Source organism: Rummeliibacillus sp. SL167 (assembly GCF_007896505.1).
GTDB classification, from domain to species: domain Bacteria; phylum Bacillota; class Bacilli; order Bacillales_A; family Planococcaceae; genus Rummeliibacillus; species Rummeliibacillus suwonensis.
In genome coordinates, this window is record NZ_VCBM01000001.1 from 188,103 (window position 1) to 207,715 (window position 19,613).

At 36.7% G+C, this 19,613-nt stretch carries 17 protein-coding genes; 15 read left to right on the top strand and 2 right to left on the bottom strand.

Features of this window, described 5'->3' with window-relative positions:
• The first annotated feature begins 81 nt into the window (after positions 1–81).
• Positions 82–1,392 carry a DRTGG domain-containing protein gene (locus tag FEZ13_RS00755; protein ID WP_146548021.1) on the top strand — a complete coding sequence of 437 codons (1,311 nt, stop codon included), beginning with the start codon at positions 82–84 and terminating at the stop codon, positions 1,390–1,392.
• A gap of 51 nt (positions 1,393–1,443) precedes the next feature.
• Here FEZ13_RS00755 and FEZ13_RS00760 read toward each other — a convergent pair whose 3' ends face one another.
• Positions 1,444–1,761, bottom strand: a complete 318-nt coding sequence (locus FEZ13_RS00760) for a YtpI family protein (RefSeq protein ID WP_146551079.1) — start codon at positions 1,759–1,761, stop codon at positions 1,444–1,446.
• Positions 1,762–1,876: 115 nt separating this feature from the next.
• Here FEZ13_RS00760 and FEZ13_RS00765 point away from each other — a divergent pair, with 115 nt between their 5' ends.
• The 8 genes from FEZ13_RS00765 to FEZ13_RS00800 all read left to right on the top strand — a co-directional run bounded on the left by FEZ13_RS00765 (position 1,877) and on the right by FEZ13_RS00800 (position 11,937).
• Positions 1,877–2,815: a DHH family phosphoesterase gene (locus FEZ13_RS00765; protein ID WP_146551080.1), complete on the top strand. Its 939-nt coding sequence runs from the start codon at positions 1,877–1,879 to the stop codon at positions 2,813–2,815.
• 21 nt (positions 2,816–2,836) lie between these two features.
• A complete protein-coding gene (gene dnaE, locus FEZ13_RS00770) occupies positions 2,837–5,926 on the top strand; it encodes a DNA polymerase III subunit alpha (protein ID WP_146552717.1) in 3,090 nt (1,029 codons plus the stop codon).
• Positions 5,927–6,059: 133 nt separating this feature from the next.
• Positions 6,060–6,707: a FadR/GntR family transcriptional regulator gene (locus tag FEZ13_RS00775; protein ID WP_146551081.1), complete on the top strand. Its 648-nt coding sequence runs from the start codon at positions 6,060–6,062 to the stop codon at positions 6,705–6,707.
• Between the two features lie 2 nt (positions 6,708–6,709).
• Positions 6,710–7,567: an acetyl-CoA carboxylase, carboxyltransferase subunit beta gene (gene accD, locus FEZ13_RS00780; RefSeq protein WP_146551082.1), complete on the top strand. Its 858-nt coding sequence runs from the start codon at positions 6,710–6,712 to the stop codon at positions 7,565–7,567.
• Positions 7,567–8,553, top strand: a complete 987-nt coding sequence (accA, locus tag FEZ13_RS00785; RefSeq protein WP_146551083.1) for an acetyl-CoA carboxylase carboxyl transferase subunit alpha — start codon at positions 7,567–7,569, stop codon at positions 8,551–8,553. The genes accD and accA overlap by 1 nt, the downstream gene beginning before the upstream one ends.
• A 192-nt stretch (positions 8,554–8,745) precedes the next feature.
• The gene (gene pfkA, locus FEZ13_RS00790) at positions 8,746–9,705 is read left to right on the top strand and encodes a 6-phosphofructokinase (protein WP_146551084.1); all 960 of its coding nucleotides are present in this window, start codon (positions 8,746–8,748) and stop codon (positions 9,703–9,705) included.
• Positions 9,706–9,723: 18 nt separating this feature from the next.
• Positions 9,724–11,484, top strand: coding sequence for a pyruvate kinase (gene pyk / locus FEZ13_RS00795; protein ID WP_146551085.1), 1,761 nt, complete (start codon positions 9,724–9,726; stop codon positions 11,482–11,484).
• Between the two features lie 63 nt (positions 11,485–11,547).
• A complete protein-coding gene (locus FEZ13_RS00800) occupies positions 11,548–11,937 on the top strand; it encodes an FxsA family protein (RefSeq protein WP_146551086.1) in 390 nt (129 codons plus the stop codon).
• On the opposite strand, the gene FEZ13_RS00805 is transcribed toward FEZ13_RS00800, so the two are convergent.
• The gene (locus tag FEZ13_RS00805) at positions 11,918–12,943 is read right to left on the bottom strand and encodes an AI-2E family transporter (RefSeq protein WP_146551087.1); all 1,026 of its coding nucleotides are present in this window, start codon (positions 12,941–12,943) and stop codon (positions 11,918–11,920) included. The two genes, FEZ13_RS00800 and FEZ13_RS00805, sit on opposite strands and share 20 nt — an antisense overlap.
• 197 nt (positions 12,944–13,140) lie before the next feature.
• On the opposite strand from FEZ13_RS00805, the gene citZ reads away from it, so the two are divergent.
• From citZ to pnpS, 6 genes are all read left to right on the top strand, one after another.
• Complete coding sequence (citZ, locus tag FEZ13_RS00810; protein WP_146548031.1) at positions 13,141–14,256, top strand: citrate synthase; 1,116 nt, start codon at positions 13,141–13,143, stop codon at positions 14,254–14,256.
• Positions 14,257–14,334: 78 nt separating this feature from the next.
• Complete coding sequence (gene icd, locus FEZ13_RS00815) at positions 14,335–15,600, top strand: NADP-dependent isocitrate dehydrogenase (RefSeq protein WP_146551088.1); 1,266 nt, start codon at positions 14,335–14,337, stop codon at positions 15,598–15,600.
• An 81-nt stretch (positions 15,601–15,681) separates the two neighbouring features.
• Entirely contained in the window at positions 15,682–16,620 is a 939-nt protein-coding gene (gene mdh / locus FEZ13_RS00820; RefSeq protein ID WP_146551089.1) for a malate dehydrogenase, read from the top strand.
• Positions 16,621–16,738: 118 nt separating this feature from the next.
• A complete protein-coding gene (locus tag FEZ13_RS00825) occupies positions 16,739–17,194 on the top strand; it encodes a MaoC/PaaZ C-terminal domain-containing protein (protein WP_146551090.1) in 456 nt (151 codons plus the stop codon).
• A 52-nt stretch (positions 17,195–17,246) separates the two neighbouring features.
• Positions 17,247–17,963: a response regulator transcription factor gene (locus FEZ13_RS00830; protein ID WP_146551091.1), complete on the top strand. Its 717-nt coding sequence runs from the start codon at positions 17,247–17,249 to the stop codon at positions 17,961–17,963.
• Complete coding sequence (gene pnpS, locus FEZ13_RS00835; protein ID WP_146552718.1) at positions 17,963–19,498, top strand: two-component system histidine kinase PnpS; 1,536 nt, start codon at positions 17,963–17,965, stop codon at positions 19,496–19,498. Before FEZ13_RS00830 ends, pnpS begins: the two co-directional genes overlap by 1 nt.
• Positions 19,499–19,613: the final 115 nt, after the last annotated feature.

The following is a 19,613-nucleotide window of genomic DNA, read 5'->3' on the forward strand; positions in this document are numbered from 1 at the left end:
TTCAAAGGTTAAATTATTAAAGAAAATGGCCAAATTATGTTACACTTAAGCCAAGAACGATGTTGGAAAATAGGTGATTTTTTGGCTACAAAACATGAAAAGATTCTTCAATATATTGAATCATTACCAGTAGGAGATAAAATTTCAGTTCGTCAAATTGCTAAAGAGATGTCCGTTAGTGAAGGCACAGCTTATCGTGCAATTAAAGAGGCTGAAACGAGAAGATTAGTTAGTACGATCGAACGCGTAGGGACAATTCGTATCGAAAAAAAGAAAAAAGAAAATATCGAAAGACTTACATTTGCAGAGATTGTTAATATTGTTGAAGGTCAAGTATTAGGTGGCAAAAGTGGTCTGCACAAAACGTTAACGAAATTTGTTATTGGTGCGATGAAATTAGAAGATATGATGCGTTATACAGATGCAGGGAGTCTACTAATCGTAGGAAATCGGGAACGGACACATGAGTATGCTCTAAAAGCAGGAGCTGCTGTTTTAATTACAGGTGGATTTGATACGACCGATGAAACAAAGAAATTAGCAGATCAGCTAGAGCTTCCTATTATTTCAACAAGTTATGATACGTTTACAGTTGCGACGATGATCAACCGTGCTATTTATGACCAATTGATCAAAAAGGAGATTTTGCTAATTGAAGATATTGTCATTCCGATTAAAAATACATCTTATTTAAGATCAACAGACACTGTAAAAGATTATAATCTACTCAATTCTAAGACAAATCATGGTGGATATCCTGTTGTAGATAAGCATGGGAAAATTGTTGGAATCGTTACAGCTCGTGACCTGATTGGTAAGTTGGATAGCGATCATATCGATCGATTGATGACACGCAATCCAATTACTGTAACATTAAAAACAAGTGTAGCTACTGCGGGGCATAGAATGATTTGGGAAGGTATTGATCTTTTGCCGGTTGCGGACGAGCATGGGGTTTTACAAGGCGTTGTTAGTCGTCAAGATGTTTTAAAGGCATTGCAAATGGCGCAAAGACAACCACAACATGGAGAAACGATTGATGATTTGGTGAAAAATGAAATATCCATTGATTCAGAAGATGAGGAAAATACTGTTAAATTCTCCGTAACACCACAAATGACTAATCAATTTGGTGCTATTTCATATGGGGCATTTATGACTTTAGTGGTTGAATCGGGTTCCTTTATGTTGAAAAAGGTGAAACGTGGAGAAAGCGTATTAGAGAATATGGCTATTTACTTTATCAAACCTATTCAAATGGAAACGATGGTTATCGTAAAACCACAAATACTTGATATGAGCCGTAAATTTGCAAAAATGGACTTTGAAGTGTTTAGCGAAGAAATGCTAGTTGGGAAAGCAATGGCTACATTTCAAATACTTGAACGTTAGCGGATAGATATATTTATATGCAACCAAAAAAGTGATGCACACTTTTGTGCATCACTTTTTGTTCAATTCCTCTTCTTCCGCAATATACTGACCATAGTGGCGAACACGCTTATTATAGTTAATAGAGGCATATACCCCGAATAGAATCATAATCGTGCAGACTATATATGTAAGGGTAGTATGATATATAATCATTTGGTTGATTCCAAATAAGGTCAATAGGATGCCAAGTGAAACACCTGCTCGATTAGCATACCATTTTTTATGAATTGGTAAGTTTGTGCGGAATTGCTTTGTTTTAAAATATAAATAAAACACAAATGAAATAACAATTAAAAATGCTAAAATAATATTTAAGATATTACTCATGGTGCTCCTCCTAAAAAAGCAAATCTGTCTTTATTTTAACGATAATGTTTAAAAAAAGATAGTAAGAAGTAGGGAGTTCCTTATGAGAGACCATTTATTAGTAGGAGGTTTTTTCTTGAAAACCAAAATTATTGAAACGATTCAATCGTATGATACGATCATTATTCACCGACATGTACGTCCTGACCCAGATGCATATGGCTCACAGCTTGGATTACAAGCAATTCTGCAAGCTACTTACCCAGAAAAAAATATATATGCTGTTGGTGAACATGATCTGGCTTTTGACTATTTAGGCAAACCTGAAGTGATTGCAGATGATGTATACCAGAATGCGCTAGTTATTTGTACAGATACTGCCAATACGGAACGAGTAGATGATCAACGTTATCATACAGGGGCATTTTTGATTAAAATAGATCATCATCCTAATGATGATGCATATGGCAATTTATTGTGGATTAATACTTCTGCCAGTTCTTGTAGTGAAATGATTTATGAATTATTTAAGAAAGGTCAAGAAATAGCTGGTTGGAAACTGGATGCAAAAGGTGCGCGCCTATTATTTGCAGGTATCGTTGGCGATACAGGACGCTTTATTTACCCTAGCACAACAGAAACGACGTTTCACGTAGTAGGGGAACTTATTCAATATGATTTTGATCGTACAGAGCTATTTAATAGTATGTATGAATTAGATCGATCATTGTTGCATTTACAAGGGTATATCTATCAAAACTTTTCAATTGATGAAAACGGCGCAGCTTATATTAAACTACCTATCAATCTTTTAAAAGAATTTGGAGTGACAGCTAATGATACATCTGCATTAGTTGGATCGCTTGGCGATGTCAAAGGCATCAAAGCATGGGCTATGTTCGTAGAAGAAGAAGATCAGATCCGTGTTCGCTTGCGTTCAAAAGGTCCGATTATTAATACTTTAGCCAAACAATATCGTGGTGGCGGACATCCAATGGCTTCAGGAGCTAAAATCTTTGAATGGTCTGAAGCGGACGAAATGATCGATAAATTACAAAAACTATGTAAAGCATAAAAAAGAAAGGAAGAGATGATGATGCAACCTGTATACTCTCAGATAGTGACAGCTGCGGACATGCTAAAAAGTACAATTCGCATAAGTGAGCTCATTTCCTTCCTTCAACATGAAAAAGCAAGGGCTGCGGCGATTACAAATTCAAAATTGTACGGATTATTGCCCTTTTGGCGCGCACTAAAAAAAACAGCTATTCACCCTGTTGTTGGCCTGACTGTCAAAGTTGAGTTTTCTCAAGAAGATATTAGGCCATTAGTGTTGTATGCCCAAAATATAGATGGCTATCAAAATCTATTAAAAATGACTTCATCCATTTCTTTAAGGGAAAATGAAACATTACCACTTCGTTGGTTAGAAGGGTATCACAAAGGATGTATTGCATTAGTACCGATTACAAATGATTTATGGCAACAAGAAAACTCTTATGAAGCAGTAGAAAGACTTTTGAATATTTTTGACCGAGGTTACTTATGGATGGGAATTGATCGTCCAGGTGGCATTAGGCATCCGGCAGAAGAGGTAATAGTTGCTTATTGCTTAGAGAATTCACTAAAAGTATGTGCTACCCATTTAAGTACTTTTGTGAAGGAAGAGGATGCTTTTACATATGAGGTAGCAAAGGCCATCTCATTGGGTTCTAAATTGGCTGATCAGGACAAACTCACTTTTCGGGAGAGCAAACAGTTTTTACCTTCTGAACAAAACTATTGCGAGTGGTTTGAGGATCATCCAGAATGGCTGCAAGCAACGGAAGAGATGCTTTTGTCATGCCAAGTGGAACTGAACTACGATCGCTTTTATATGCCAAAATTCCCTGTGCCAGAGGGAGAGACGACAGCCAAAGCTTTACAAAAAAATTGTTTGGCTGGCTTGCAAGAACGTGTCCCTCATGCAGGAAGAGAATATCATAAAAGATTGTCCTATGAGTTAGGCATCATTATAAAAATGGGCTATGCAGATTATTTTTTGATCGTTGCAGATTATATCCAATTTGCAAGAAGTAAACATATTTTAACGGGGCCTGGTCGTGGTTCCTCAGCAAGCTCTTTAGTCGCTTACACGTTGCGCATTACTGATGTAGATCCCATCCAGTATGGTTTGCTGTTTGAACGATTTTTAAATCCAGAACGTATTACACTACCTGATATCGATGTTGATTTTGCTGATTATCGCAGACAAGAAGTGATTCAATACGTTGCAGATAAGTATGGAGCAAATTACACATCTCAAATCATCACATTTGGGACATTATCAGCGAAGGCTGTAGCTCGTGATGTTGCACGTGTTTTTGGATTCGACAGTGAAGAGCTTGCCCATATTTCTAAGCTGATACCTGGAAAACCTGGCATAACATTAAAAGAGGCTATAGCGCAGTCTGAGTCTTTAAGAGGATTTATCAACTCCAGTGAAATCCGTAGACAATGGATGCAAGTTGCTTTAAATTTAGAAGGATTGCCACGCAACGCATCTACGCATGCAGCAGGAGTTGTGCTATGCCCAGAGCCGATCGTTAATGTGGCGCCAATCGAAAAGGGTAATGAAGGTCTCTATTTAACACAATGGCCAATGCAAGAAGTTGAATCAGTTGGCTTGTTAAAAATGGACTTTTTAGGTTTGCGTAATTTGACTATTTTGGAAAGAATTCGTTCGATGATTTACTATGATCAAAAGAGATTCTTGCAATTCGAGAAAATTCCATTACATGATCCCAAAACATTTGAATTATTACAAAATGGCGATACAATAGGTGTTTTCCAATTGGAATCGGAAGGTATGAAAAAGGCTTTGCGTGAGATCCGGCCGACTGTTTTTCAAGATATCGTTGCGGTGAATGCTTTATACCGTCCTGGACCAATGGATTTTATCCCTGTTTATAGCAGACGAAAACATGGACAAGAACGTGTTGAAATGCCACATCCTGCTTTAGAATCCATCCTAGGTGAAACATATGGGGTGATTGTCTATCAAGAACAAATCATGCTGATTGCTTCTAAAATGGCTGGATTTACGATGGGAGAAGCGGATATTCTTCGCAGAGCAGTAAGTAAAAAGAAGAAAGAGGTTCTTGATTCGGAAAAGACTCACTTTGTTCATAATTCAGTTGCTAATGGATTCTCCGAGAAAACTGCAGTGGATGTTTATAATTTGATCATCCGTTTTGCAAATTATGGATTTCCCAAAAGTCATGCAGTTGCATATAGTATCATTTCCTATCAAATGGCCTATTTGAAAGCTCATTTTCCAGCTTATTTTTATGCGGCATTATTAACTTCTACGATAGGAAATCGAGATAAATTCAATAAAATATTGCATGAAGCCAAACAAAAAGGTGTTGTTATTTTACCGCCATCTATCAATGATAGTGGACGATCGTTTCGTGTTCAAAATGGTGCCATTCGCTTTGCATTATCTGCGATCAAAGGTGTTCCACATACATTTATCAACAAAGTAATGGAAATACGAAGAACGGAAGGACATAAGAAGTGGCAAGACATATTTGATATGGCCATCGATTTAACAGCGATCCATTTTACGCATAAAGCGATTGAACCATTGGTTAAAGCAGGGGCACTCGACGAATTTGGCAAAGATCGTGCGATACTTTTAGCAACAATCGATGCTGCTGTTAAACATGCCGAATTGTATCGACCTGAAGAAGAGGATCAGCTTTTAGAGGATGTATCATTTTTCTTTGGCAAACCGAAGCATGCGAAAGCTAGTCCCATTTCAGAAAAACTAAAATTACAATTTGAAAAAGAAGTTTTGGGATTGTATATATCTACACATCCAGTTCAAAGAGTAAAGCAGGAACAACAAATCCAGTCAACTACTGCAGATATCATACGACATATGACAGGCGGTCAATATGTTAAAATGGTTGGAATGATTGCCGCTATTAAACAGATAAGGACTAAAAAGGGCGAATTGATGGGTTTTATAGAAATGGAAGATGAAACAGGTAGTATTTCTGTGACTATTTTCCCAAAAGAATATATAAAAGTCATCGAATGGATAAAAGAAGATGAAATGCTATTCATTGAGGGGATTGTTGAGGTAAGAAAAGGATTCCCTCAAATTATATTAAAAAAATGTACAGCCATTTCATCCTAAAGTAAAAAACTGTGTGACTATCGCACAGTTTTTTGTTTTTTACTTTACAGATGCTAACAGTTTTTGTATGATAAAATTGTTCAAAAGTGGTCAGACCACTTTTATAGAATATTTGGGCACTGGGGAGACGGCTATGAGTGTAGATAAACCCGCTTCGAAAATGTTTATACAAATCGTACGTGAATTACGAGAAATTATTCAAAATGAGAAAATTCCTCCTGGAGGTAAAATCCCATCAGAACGTGTTTTGGCTGAGCGATTGAATGTAGGACGGTCTTCTATTCGAGAAGCTTTGCGCAGTTTAGAGTTATTAGGCCTGATCGAAACTCGTAGAGGTGGGGGGACATTTGTAGCAGATTTTCGTAATCATCAATTAGTAGAAGTATTATCAACATTTATCTTACAGGAAGAAAAAACTTTAAGAAATGTTCACGAAACAAGGAAGATTTTAGAACGTGATGCCATTCGTATCGTCGCGGAGGATGAAAAACTTCGAAATTTACCAGTATGGGAAAGTTTGCTAACAAATTTAATTATAGAGGGACGTATTGAGCGAGAAGATTTGATGAGAGAAATTATTATCACGTCCAATAACCGGCTTGTGCTTAAAATCTGGATACTTTTAAAACAATATGGCAAAGAACCCTACAATGGACTGTCTACAGAAGAAGAACAGCCATTTCTACAAACGTTTATCAGTGAGATCATGCTTGGACATACAGAAGAAGCCATCCAGGCTTTTGAACTTTGGACAATGTTATTACATAAGGAGAGAGAATGATTATGAGTATTCGAGATTTATTTAAAAAAAATAAACCTAATAAGAATATCACGATTACGCGCGAACAGCATAGTGTTCCAGAAGGTATTATGACAAAATGTCCAGAATGTAATCATGTTATGTTAACAAAGGATTTACAAAAAAATAAAAAAGTTTGCCCAAATTGTCAATATCATCACAAAATGACGGCGAAAGAACGGATTGATGATTTTTTAGATGAAGGATCATTTCAATCAATAGACGATCATTTACAAACAGTGAACCCATTAAATTTCCCAGGATATATTGAAAAAGTAACATCAGATATGCAGAAGACAGGTTTGAATGAAGCCGTTTTAACGGGTGTTGGAAAATTAGAAGGCAGACAAGTTGTTGTTGCCGTGATGGATTCATTTTTCCGTATGGGTTCCATGGGATCTGTTGTTGGTGAAAAGATTACTAGAGCAATAGAGAAAGCCACTGAGCTTAGTGCGCCATTTATTGTTTTTACTGCCAGTGGTGGGGCAAGAATGCAAGAAGGTGTTATTTCACTAATGCAAATGGCCAAAACAAGCGTTGCATTGGAACGCCATGGAGCAAAAGGAAATTTATTTATTTCGATTATGACTCATCCGACAACAGGAGGCGTCTCTGCAAGTTTTGCTTCACTTGGTGATATCAATTTAGCAGAGCCAAAAGCGTTGATTGGTTTTGCTGGTCGTCGCGTGATTGAACAAACTGTAAGAGAAAAATTGCCAAATGATTTCCAAACAGCCGAATTTTTATTGGAACATGGTCAATTAGATGCTGTTGTATCACGACATGAAATGCGGAAAACGGTTAGTACAATTGTGAAATTGCATGTAAGGGAGGCAATCTAATGGTAAAAACATTATCTTTTGAAGAGCCACTTGTTCAACTACGTTCCAAGATTACAGAACTAAAAGAGTTTACATCAAATACTGAGGTAGATTTATCAAAAGAGATTGAACAGTTAGAGGAACGTTTTACAAATCTTGAAAAAGATATTTATCACCATTTGAGACCTTGGGATCGGGTCCAAATTGCACGTCATCCAGAGCGACCAACGACGCTTGATTATATTCATGAGCTTTTTGATGATTTTATCGAGCTGCATGGTGATCGTACCTTTGGCGATGATGCAGCGATTGTTGGTGGAATTGCTTGTTTTGAAGGAACGCCAATTACCATTATCGGTCATCAACGTGGAAAAGATACGAAAGAAAATATTCGCCGCAATTTTGGTATGTCTCACCCTGAAGGCTATAGAAAAGCTTTGCGCTTAATGAAACAAGCGGAGAAGTTCAAACGTCCAATTATTTGTTTCATTGACACAAAGGGGGCATATCCGGGAAAAGCAGCTGAAGAACGAGGACAGAGTGAAGCCATTGCAAGAAACTTATTGGAAATGGCAGGATTAAAGGTTCCAATTATCAGTATTGTAATCGGAGAAGGAGGAAGTGGCGGAGCACTAGCTTTAGGTGTGGCTAATCACGTACATATGCTAGAAAACTCTACTTATTCTGTCATTTCACCTGAGGGAGCAGCATCGATATTATGGAAAGATGCTGCTCTCGCTCAAAAAGCTGCGGAAGCTATGCGGATTACAGCTCCAGATTTAAAAGAAGAAAATATAATCGAAGAAATAATTCCAGAAGTATTAGGTGGAGCCCATAAAGATGTTCATAAACAAGCTCAGTTTTTAAAAGATGTTTTACAAAGCTCATTAGACAAATTAAAAGATTTATCAGAGGAAGAACTAATAGAGCAACGTTACCATAAATTTAGAAAAATAGGCACTTTTTCAGATAAAGATTTTCAAAAGACGTCTGACAAGTTAAAATAATGGTATATTAGGTTAAAGGGCTGTTTTAAACGGATGATCGTTTGAATCAGCCTCTTTCTTTCAGACGATAAAACATTTGAACACAATACATATGAAATTTGGTGTGTTGATCAGAAAAAGTAGGATTGCACGATCAATACATCTGCATAAATATAAATGTTCAAATGAAGAGTTGGCGGGAGGTTTAAATAGATGAAAAAAATAGGTGTATTAACAAGTGGTGGAGATGCTCCTGGTATGAATGCTGCAGTTCGAGCAGTGGTCAGAAAAGCACTTTATCACGGGATAGAAGTGGCTGGTATTTATCATGGATATCAAGGATTGATCGAAGGAAATATCAAGGATTTAAATGCTGGTGATGTAGGGGATATTATTCAAAGAGGCGGAACAATATTATATTCTGCTCGCTGTCCCGAATTTAAAACAGAGCAAGGTCAAAAAAAGGCCATTGAACAATTAAAAAAACATGGAATTGAAGGATTAGTCGTCATAGGTGGAGATGGTTCATATCGTGGGGCACTGGCTTTAACAGAAAAAGGTTTCCCATGCGTTGGTGTTCCTGGAACGATTGATAATGATATTCCAGGTACAGACTATACGATTGGCTTTGATACAGCTTTAAACACAGTCATAGAAAGCATTGATAAAATCCGTGATACAGCTACCTCTCATGAGCGAACATTTATCATTGAAGTCATGGGACGTGACGCTGGAGACCTAGCTTTATGGGCAGGACTAGCAGGTGGTGCTGAAACAATCGTTATTCCAGAAGTTCCTGTGGATATTGATGGTTTAGTCAAGCGATTAAAACAAGGTCATGAACGTGGCAAAAAGCACAGTATTATTATCGTAGCTGAAGGTGTTATGTCTGGAGGAGAATTAGCAAAAATACTTAAAGATAGAGCAGAAATCGAAACTCGAGTATCTGTTTTAGGGCATATTCAACGTGGGGGATCACCAACTGCTAGAGATCGTGTTTTTGCTAGCCGACTCGGTGCAAAGGCAGTAGAAACTTTATTGGAAAATCGTGGGGGAGTGGCTATTGGCATTCATAATCGTGAGGTGGTAGACTATGAATTGAAAGAAACATTCAATAAGGAACATAAAGCTGAACTATCAATGTATACATTATCGAAAGAATTATCGATCTAACGGATTGGAGTGGTAGTGATGAGAAAAACAAAAATTGTCTGTACAATTGGACCCGCAAGTGAATCACAAGAAATACTGGTGTCATTAATCGAAGCTGGGATGAATGTTGCGCGATTGAACTTTTCTCATGGTAATCATGAGGAACATGCAGCACGTATTCAAGCCATTCGTGAAGCTGCTAAAAAAACGGGTAAAGTAATAGCTATTTTACTTGATACAAAAGGACCTGAAATACGTACACATAATATGGAAAATGGAGCAATTGAACTGGTAACAGGTCAAAATATCGATATTTCTATGACAGAGGTTCTTGGAAATAAAAATATATTTTCGATTACTTATGAGAGATTAATTGAAGACGTTCAAGTCGGCTCCGTTATTTTACTAGATGATGGATTAATTGAATTACATGTAACAGGTATTGATCAACAGGCTGGTATTATCCATACAACAGTTGCCAATGCTGGTGTCTTAAAAAATAAAAAAGGCGTCAATGTACCAGGCGTTTCAGTCCAACTTCCAGGGATTACAGAAAAAGATGCTCAAGATATTTTGTTTGGGATTGAGCAAAAAGTAGATTTTATTGCAGCTTCTTTTGTCCGTCGTCCTTCAGATGTTATGGAAATACGTGAGCTGCTCGAACAAAATGGAGGAGCTCATATTCATATTATTCCAAAAATTGAAAACCAAGAAGGCGTTGATAATATTGATGAAATTATTCAAGTATCTGACGGTCTAATGGTTGCTCGTGGAGATCTAGGCGTAGAAATTCCAGCCGAAGAAGTCCCAGTTGTGCAAAAAAATTTGATCCATAAATGTAATAAGGCTGGAAAACCAGTTATCACAGCTACTCAAATGCTTGATTCGATGCAGCGTAATCCTCGTCCAACTCGTGCTGAAGCAAGTGATGTTGCCAATGCCATCTTAGATGGTACAGATGCGATCATGCTGTCAGGAGAGACAGCAGCGGGTCTGTATCCATTAGAATCAGTTAAAACAATGGATAAAATCGCAAGACGTATTGAACAAACATTAGACCATAAACGTATTGTTAATGAGCGTAGTAAAGAAAAAGGTGGCAACATGACAGAAGCCATCAGTCAAGCTGTTGCACACACTTCTTTAAGCCTTCAAGTGTCTGCCATACTAGCTCCAACAGAAAGTGGTAATACAGCGAAAATGATTGCTAAATATCGTCCGGGTGTACCGATTATTGCGATGACCTCATCCGAAGAAGTGTGTCGTAATTTAGTGCTTGTTTGGGGAGTCCAACCAATCGTAGCGCCGCAAGTTGCTTCGACAGATGGTGTTTTAGAACAAGTTGTTCAACAAAGTATTGATCGTGGTTATGTAAAACATGGAGATTTAGTAGTGATCACTGCAGGTGTGCCAGTAGGAGAAGCTGGTACAACGAACTTGATGAAATTGCATGTCATTGGTGATGTATTAACAAGAGGACAAGGCATTGGTAAATCGACTGCTATCGGAAAAGCATTGGTCGTGCATAATGCAGAAGAAGCATTAAGCCAAGACACAACGGATCGCATTATCGTTACGATTGGATCAGATAGAGATATGATGCCGGCTATTTCGAAATGTGCAGGGCTCATTACCGAAGAGGGTGGTTTAACAAGCCATGCTGCGGTTGTAGGATTAAGTCTAGGAATCCCGGTAATCGTAGGAGTAAAGGATGCTACTAAACTGATTAAAAACAATCAAGAAGTATCGATGGATGCCGTTTCAGGTGTTATTTACTACGGATCATCAAGAATTTTATAATCCAAAACATATGGATTTGATAGATTGTACATCTTTGGGTATTCTAAAGAAGAGGTGAAGGCAATGAGAAAGTTTCTAATGCTTTTAATTGCAGTACCAATTGTTGAAATAGCTGTTGTATTACTTTCAGGAAAATTGATAGGAGCAATCCCAACCCTTTTATTGATTGTCGGAACAGGTGTGCTAGGTGTATATCTAGCTAAAACAAAAGGATTGAATGCCTTTCAACAGCTGAAAAGAGAAATTGAAAAGGGAAGGGCACCTGGAGATGCAATAATCGATGGTGTATTAACGTTTGTTGGTTCTATCGTGCTCATTCTTCCAGGATTCATTTCTGATATAATTGGGATTTTACTGGTGATTCCAATAACCAGAAAATTATTTAAGCCTGCCATATACTATTGGTTACGAAAAAAAATGAAAAATGGTCAAATTATTTTGATACAAAAATAGGATGGCGTTGCAATTTCACAGCGATTAATAATATGAATGGGCTAATAATGATCCCTGCCACTCCGAAGAGCAATAGACTAATAGCACTTAAAATGAAGGCGTGTACCGAGCGAATCTGCATGGTAGACGCCCACATCATGGATTCAGCAAATTGCCTTGTCAGTTGAATCACAATATATAAAACAATCAGTTGAATGCCTATTGCAACTTTTCCGGTTGCCATAAATACAATACTAATAGGAATTAGAAATACTCCGATACCTAAAAAAGGTAAAAAATCACATACTGAAACAAGTAATGCTTTTCCAACAGGTTGAGAAAAGCCTAGAAAATAAAAGCCAATAGATAGCATTCCAAATGTAATAAGTGCTAGACGAATTTCAACTGTCATAAAATAACTAAATAATGTGGTCGCCTCTTCGAAAATAGTATATATAGGCTTTCTAAAACGAGCAGGAATATAAACAAAAAACCAATGTTTATTTCTGCTCGTTTCATATAGAGAAAAATAAAATGCTACAATAAATATCGTTACTTCCACTAAATGCTGTAAGATATCTTGTATAGATTGAAATATTTTGGATAACAATATATCGAATAACTCAAATAGTTGATCCCTGATTTGAGTAGTAATTGCTACAGGAACATGGATGAACGATGACACATTTAATAGGTTTTCTTTCAGGACAGGAAGGGTATCTATTAATACTGAAATTAGGAACAATAAACCTACTGTTATACCTGCAACTACTATGAATTCAGTCAGAAGTGCAGTTATAAACGAAGGCAATTTCAATTGCTTATGGAATAATTGAAGTAAGGGCGATAGGAAATAAGCTAAAACGATTGCTAATGTTACAGGTAGTATGAGCCAAGCGAAAAAAATTAAAAAAAGTATAAAAGTCCATAATTTTATATTATTTTTTATATTTTCATCAGGAAATTTTATAATATGGTCACCAACTTCCTTTTTTACTAATTTATGTTTTCTTAATAATTTTAATATCTTCTATAAAATACTTAAATTTTCTTCGAAACGCTGTTTTTTCATAAAATGAAGGTTTTTCATTCACAAAGCCGTCAAAATTTATTATAATATCAATGTAAGCGATTTACTTATAGGTTCATATGGATTTGACTATTTTTTTGATAAGTTGAAACTTGGTTTCAACGCTATTGGAAATCGAAAAAGGAGCGAGAATAATGGCAACAACTAAAGGTTTAGAAGGCGTTATAGCAGCGGAAACTAAGATTAGTTCAATCATTGATGATACTCTTACATATGTAGGTTATAACATTGATGATTTAGCAGAAAACGCATCTTTTGAAGAGGTAGTTTACTTACTATGGCACACTCGTTTACCAAAAGCAGACGAATTAGCAGAGCTAAAACAACAATTGGCTGACAATATGGCAGTGCCACAAGCAGTATTGGACCACTTCAAAACTTACGATCTTCAATCTGTTCATCCTATGGCAGCTTTACGCACAGCTGTATCTCTATTAGGTTTATATGATGAAGATGCAGAAGATATGTCAACTGAAGCGAACTATCGCAAAGCTATCAAATTACAAGCTCGTATAGCAACAGTGGTTACTGCATTTGGTCGTATCCGCGCTGGTAAAGAACCAGTTGCACCAAAAAAAGATTTGTCATATGCAGCTAATTTCTTGTATATGCTACATGGTGAAGTGCCACAACCACTCGAAGAAGAAGCTTTCAACAAAGCATTAGTGCTTCACGCTGACCACGAATTAAATGCTTCTACATTTACTGCTCGTGTATGTGTTGCAACATTATCAGATATGTATTCAGGTGTTACTGCAGCAATCGGTGCTCTTAAAGGGCCTCTTCACGGTGGTGCAAATGAACAAGTTATGAAAATGTTGAGTGAAATTGGTTCAGTTGATAATGTAGAACCATATATCCAAAACAAATTAGATCATAAAGAGAAAATCATGGGCTTCGGACACCGTGTTTACCGTAATGGTGACCCACGTGCAAAACATTTGCGTTTAATGTCTGAAAAATTGACAAAACTAAAAGGTAAACCAGAACTTTACGAAATGTCAGTTAAAATTCATGATATGATTCAAGAACAAAAACATTTACCAGCAAACGTGGACTTCTTCTCTGCATCAGTTTACGATTCGCTAGGTATTGAACATGATCTATTCACTCCAGTATTCGCTGTTTCACGTGTATCTGGTTGGGTAGCTCACATCTTAGAACAATATGCTAATAACCGTTTAATTCGTCCACGTGCAGAATATGTTGGACCTGGTATGCAAAAATATATACCAGTAGAAGAAAGATAATTGCTATAATGGTAATATCGCAGGGCAGACTTTTAGAGTTTCTGCCCTACGTGTATGAATATAGGAGGAAAGAAACCAATGTCTAACGAGAAAATCATAGTAGAAAATGGTGTACTTAAAGTACCAAATAACCCTGTTATTCCATTCATCGAAGGGGACGGAATTGGCCCTGATATCTGGGCAGCTGCTTCTCGCGTAATCGATGCAGCAGTAAAAAAAGCTTATAATGGCGAAAAGAAAATTCAATGGCTTGAAGTTTTAGCTGGTCAAAAAGCATTCGACAAAACTGGCGAATGGTTACCACAAGAAACTCTAGACAAAATCAATGAATATTTAATCGCTATTAAAGGACCTCTTACAACACCAATCGGTGGAGGAATTCGTTCATTAAACGTAGCATTACGTCAACAACTTGACTTATATGTTTGCTTACGTCCAGTACGTCACTTTGAAGGTGTTCCTTCTCCAGTTAAACACCCTGAAAATGTTGACATGGTAATCTTCCGTGAAAACACTGAAGATATTTACGCAGGTATCGAATATCAAGAAGGTTCAGATGATGTGAAAAAAGTTCTTAACTTCCTTCAAAATGAAATGGGCGTAACTAAAATCCGTTTCCCAGAAACTTCTGGTATTGGTATTAAACCAGTATCTAAAGAAGGTACAGAACGTCTAGTGCGTGCTGCTATCAATTATGCAATTAAAGAAGGCCGCAAATCAGTTACTTTAGTACACAAAGGTAACATTATGAAATTCACTGAAGGTGCATTCAAAGCTTGGGGTTATGCTGTAGCTGAAAATGAATTCGCTGATCAAACTTTCACTTGGAACCAATATGATGCTATTAAAGCTGAACAAGGTCAAGAAGCAGCTGACAAAGCTCAAGCAGACGCTTTAGCTGCTGGTAAAATCTTAGTTAAAGATTCTATCGCTGATATCTTCTTACAACAAATTTTGACTCGTCCAAAAGAGTTCGACGTTGTTGCAACTATGAACCTAAACGGTGACTACATCTCAGATGCACTTGCTGCACAAGTTGGTGGTATCGGTATTGCTCCAGGAGCTAATATTAACTATGTAACTGGACACGCAATCTTCGAAGCAACTCATGGTACAGCTCCTAAATACACTGGTTTAGACAAAGTTAATCCATCTTCAATTCTTCTTTCAGGCGTTCTTTTGCTTGAACACTTAGGATGGAAAGAAGCTGCTGATTCCATTACTGCTTCAGTTGAAAAAACAATTGCTTCTAAAGTTGTAACTTATGACTTTGCTCGTCTAATGGATGGTGCAACAGAAGTTAAATGTTCTGAATTTGCTAATGAATTAATCAAAAACCTTTAACCTAATTAGAAAGATTGAAAAAGGGAACGGGGTGTTATCCCTGTTCCCTTTTTACATTATAAATAAAAGGGAGAGTTTATAATGGCATCTAATCGTAAAAAAATCTCAGTAATCGGCGCTGGTTTCACTGGTGCTACTAGTGCATTTTTATTAGCTCAAAAAGAACTTGGAGATGTTGTATTAGTCGATATTCCACAAGCAGAGAATCCAACAAAAGGTAAAGCTTTAGATATGGCTGAAGCTGCTCCAGTTCAAGGTTTCGATTCTCGTATTATTGGTACTTCTCACTATGAAGATACGAAAGATTCAGATGTAGTCATCATCACTGCGGGTGTTGCCAGAAAACCTGGTATGAGCCGCGATGATTTAGTTCAAATTAATCAAAAAGTGATGAAATCAATCACAGGAGAAATTGTTAAATACTCCCCAAACTCAATTATCATTGTATTAACAAATCCTGTTGATGCGATGACTTATACCGTGTACAAAGAATCAGGGTTCCCTAAAAACCGAGTAATCGGTCAATCAGGCGTCCTTGATACTGCTCGTTTCCGTGCTTTTGTGGCAGAAGAACTAAATCTGTCGGTTAAAGATGTAACAGGTTTCGTTCTTGGTGGCCACGGTGATACAATGGTTCCGCTAACGCGTTTTTCTTATGCTGGTGGCATCCCATTAGAAACGCTAATTGCTAAAGAACGTTTAGATGAAATTGTTGCTCGTACTCGTACTGGTGGTGGTGAAATCGTTAATCTACTAGGTAATGGTTCTGCCTATTATGCTCCAGCGGCATCCCTTGTGGAAATGGCGGAAGCCGTTCTTAAAGATCAGCGTCGTATACTACCAGTAATTGCTTATTTAGAAGGAGAATATGGTTACGAAGGTATTTATCTCGGTGTCCCAACGGTTTTAGGTGGTAATGGGATAGAAAAAATTATTGAATTAGATTTAACCGCAGATGAAAAAACGGCTTTAGATAAATCTGCCGAAGCAGTTAAAAATGTCATGACCGTTCTTTCTTAATATTTCGTGTCAATATAGCCGAGTAGGTATAGCCTATTCGGTTTTTTGTTTTCATACTCGATTTTTCTTACGATTATTGATACTATAAAATTACTGGAGATTTCAAAGGGGGAATCCTGTGTTACTTGATAAAAAAGGAAAGCTGGGCAAACAGCTTGAAGAGTTATCAGTAGGGGAGTCGATTCAGTTAACAGAGAAGATCGAGGATAAGGATTTATTATTGTATTTAGGATTAACAAATGATAATAATCCTTTGTACATACAACATGACTATGCTGCTCAAACTATTTATGAGAAACCAGTAGTACCTACAATCATGTTAACTGGAATAGTTACATCAGCTATTTCAAAATATTTACCTGGTGCAGGAGCATATATTCGTGAACAAATATTTCGATATCCAAAGCCTTTGTATCATTATGAAACAGTTCAAATTCAATTAACAGTTGAAAATATCGATATTGTTAATCGTGAAATTATTATAAAAATCGAGGGGAATAACAGTAACGAAGAGATTGTATTAGAGGGCACAGTAGTGGCTGTCCCACCTACTCGTCCAATAGATTACACCTAATGGCAAATAGATTTGAGATGGGGGTTTCAAATCAGTTGCGGAGGAACATAAAATGACAAACAAAATCTTAGTAGTGGAAGATGAAGTATCAATTGCGACTTTATTACAATACAATTTAAAACAGGCGGGCTATGATGTCATAATAGCTAATGATGGTCTGGATGGATTACACAAAGCCATAGAAGAAAAACCTGATTTAATCTTATTGGATTTAATGTTGCCAAAATTGGATGGTATGGAAGTTTGCAAAGAATTACGTATGAAAAAGCTAGATATACCGATCATTATGCTCACGGCGAAGGATGATGAGTTTGATAAAGTACTTGGCTTAGAGTTGGGTGCTGATGATTATATGACAAAGCCATTCAGTCCAAGAGAAGTAATGGCACGTGTTAAAGCGGTTTTAAGACGTTCCAAAGTCATTAATAATTCTCAAGAAGCAGAACAATCTTCAGGAGAAAAATCATATCACATCGGTCTTTTAAATGTTTATCCAGATCGGTTCGAAGCATTTTTGGATGATAAATTATTAGAATTTACCCCAAAGGAATTTGAATTACTGTTGTACCTTTTAGAAAATAAAAATCGTGTACTAACACGTGATCAATTGTTAAGTGCCGTATGGCATTATGATTTTGCAGGCGATACACGTATAGTAGATGTTCATATTAGCCATTTGCGTGATCAAATTGAAGAAAATAGCCGAAAACCAAAGTTTATTAAAACCATTCGGGGATTAGGTTATAAATTTGAGGAGCCAAAAATTTGATGCAATCACTACGATTTCGTTTATTATTTACCTTTGGGTCATTATATATTATTACATTAGCTGGCTTAGGATTTATACTGGGTCAGCTTTTCCCGCTATTACTACAAGATTCTATAAAAACGAATATTGTGACATCGAAAGAAAAAGTGACGCATGCGATTGAACAGCAACATCTTTCCTTAACAAATTCACAAAGGGATGCAATTATAAACTCTATTGGGGATCATACGAAAATACAAGATGTATCAGATATTCGACTACAGTTATGGATTTTACTTGGAATTATTTTTATGCTGGCATTTATTATTTTAATCTTAGTTACATATCGTCTTATTAAAAACTTATCACAACCAATAGATAATATGATGATGACAGCATTTGAATTAGCAAAAGGAAATTATCGTGCACGTGCCTTTGAAGTAACAGGTTCTTTTACATTGCGTTTAAGTAAAGCCATCAATATTCTTGCTAGAAATTTACAAGATATGGCGATTACTCGTGAAATCGAACAAGAACGTTTAAAAACATTAATTGAAAATATGGGCAGCGCTTTGATCATGATTGGTAGAGAAGGAGATATAACTATTGTCAATCGTACATTTACGGAGCTGTTTGATCAATCTTATGAAGACGTACAAAGACAGCAATTTCGCGAGTTAGGGCTACCTCATGAATTAGAAGAGTTTGTAGATTATGTTTTTATGACGGAAGTTCCATATAGGAAACAACTTCATATTCAGCTTCAACAGGAATTTCGTGATATGGAAGTGTATGGTGCACCTGTAGTTGGAGAGCACGGATTGTGGCTTGGTATTGTCATTGTCATGCATGATATCACTGAACTTAAAAAGCTTGAACAAGTTCGGAAAGATTTTGTGGCAAACGTATCACATGAGCTTAGAACACCCATTACATCTATAAAAGGTTTTTCTGAAACATTATTGGATGGTGCCTATAAAGATCAAGAAACATTATTAGGGTTTTTAAAAATTATGAATAAGGAGAGTAATCGTTTACAAATGCTTGTCAATGATTTACTTGATTTATCCAAAATTGAAAAATCAGGTTTTACAGTGAATATGGAAAAAACAAGTTTACGGGATGTTATTATTCGTACAATCGAAATGACACATCAAAAACTGGAAAAAAAGCATATACAGTTTGAGGCAAAAATTGATGAAGATGTTTATATAAATGGTGATCCTAATCGTTTAGTGCAAATCGTCATGAATTTAGTGATCAATGCGATTAATTATTCTCCTGAACAGACGAAAATTACTGTTCATCTTTTTGAAAAGGATCAAACTGCTATTCTCGAAATATCAGATGAGGGAATAGGGATAAGTGAAGAAGAAATTCCTCGTGTATTTGAACGTTTTTATCGAGTTAACCGCGATCGAAGCCGCAATTCTGGTGGCACTGGTTTAGGTTTAGCGATTGTGAAGCATTTAGTAGAAGCTCATCGCGGTAAAATTCAAGTTGAAAGTACTGTTGGAGAAGGAACAACAATGCGACTTCTTTTTCCAAAAGCTTAAGAGATAAACATAATGTTGATATTGCCGTAAGATCAGAGAGCTTTAGATAAGATGATATTTGATCGAAAAAACGGCTAGAAATTTGTGGAGGGTTTTACTATCTTTTAAATTTTGT

Coding starts and splice junctions, on each gene's coding strand:
- FEZ13_RS00760 (WP_146551079.1), bottom strand. CDS start 1,761: ATGAGTAATATCTTAAATATTATTTTAGCATTTTTAATTGTTATTTCA.
- dnaE (WP_146552717.1), top strand. CDS start 2,837: ATGCAACCTGTATACTCTCAGATAGTGACAGCTGCGGACATGCTAAAA.
- FEZ13_RS00775 (WP_146551081.1), top strand. CDS start 6,060: ATGAGTGTAGATAAACCCGCTTCGAAAATGTTTATACAAATCGTACGT.
- accD (WP_146551082.1), top strand. CDS start 6,710: ATGAGTATTCGAGATTTATTTAAAAAAAATAAACCTAATAAGAATATC.
- accA (WP_146551083.1), top strand. CDS start 7,567: ATGGTAAAAACATTATCTTTTGAAGAGCCACTTGTTCAACTACGTTCC.
- pfkA (WP_146551084.1), top strand. CDS start 8,746: ATGAAAAAAATAGGTGTATTAACAAGTGGTGGAGATGCTCCTGGTATG.
- pyk (WP_146551085.1), top strand. CDS start 9,724: ATGAGAAAAACAAAAATTGTCTGTACAATTGGACCCGCAAGTGAATCA.
- FEZ13_RS00800 (WP_146551086.1), top strand. CDS start 11,548: ATGAGAAAGTTTCTAATGCTTTTAATTGCAGTACCAATTGTTGAAATA.
- citZ (WP_146548031.1), top strand. CDS start 13,141: ATGGCAACAACTAAAGGTTTAGAAGGCGTTATAGCAGCGGAAACTAAG.
- icd (WP_146551088.1), top strand. CDS start 14,335: ATGTCTAACGAGAAAATCATAGTAGAAAATGGTGTACTTAAAGTACCA.
- mdh (WP_146551089.1), top strand. CDS start 15,682: ATGGCATCTAATCGTAAAAAAATCTCAGTAATCGGCGCTGGTTTCACT.
- FEZ13_RS00830 (WP_146551091.1), top strand. CDS start 17,247: ATGACAAACAAAATCTTAGTAGTGGAAGATGAAGTATCAATTGCGACT.
- pnpS (WP_146552718.1), top strand. CDS start 17,963: ATGCAATCACTACGATTTCGTTTATTATTTACCTTTGGGTCATTATAT.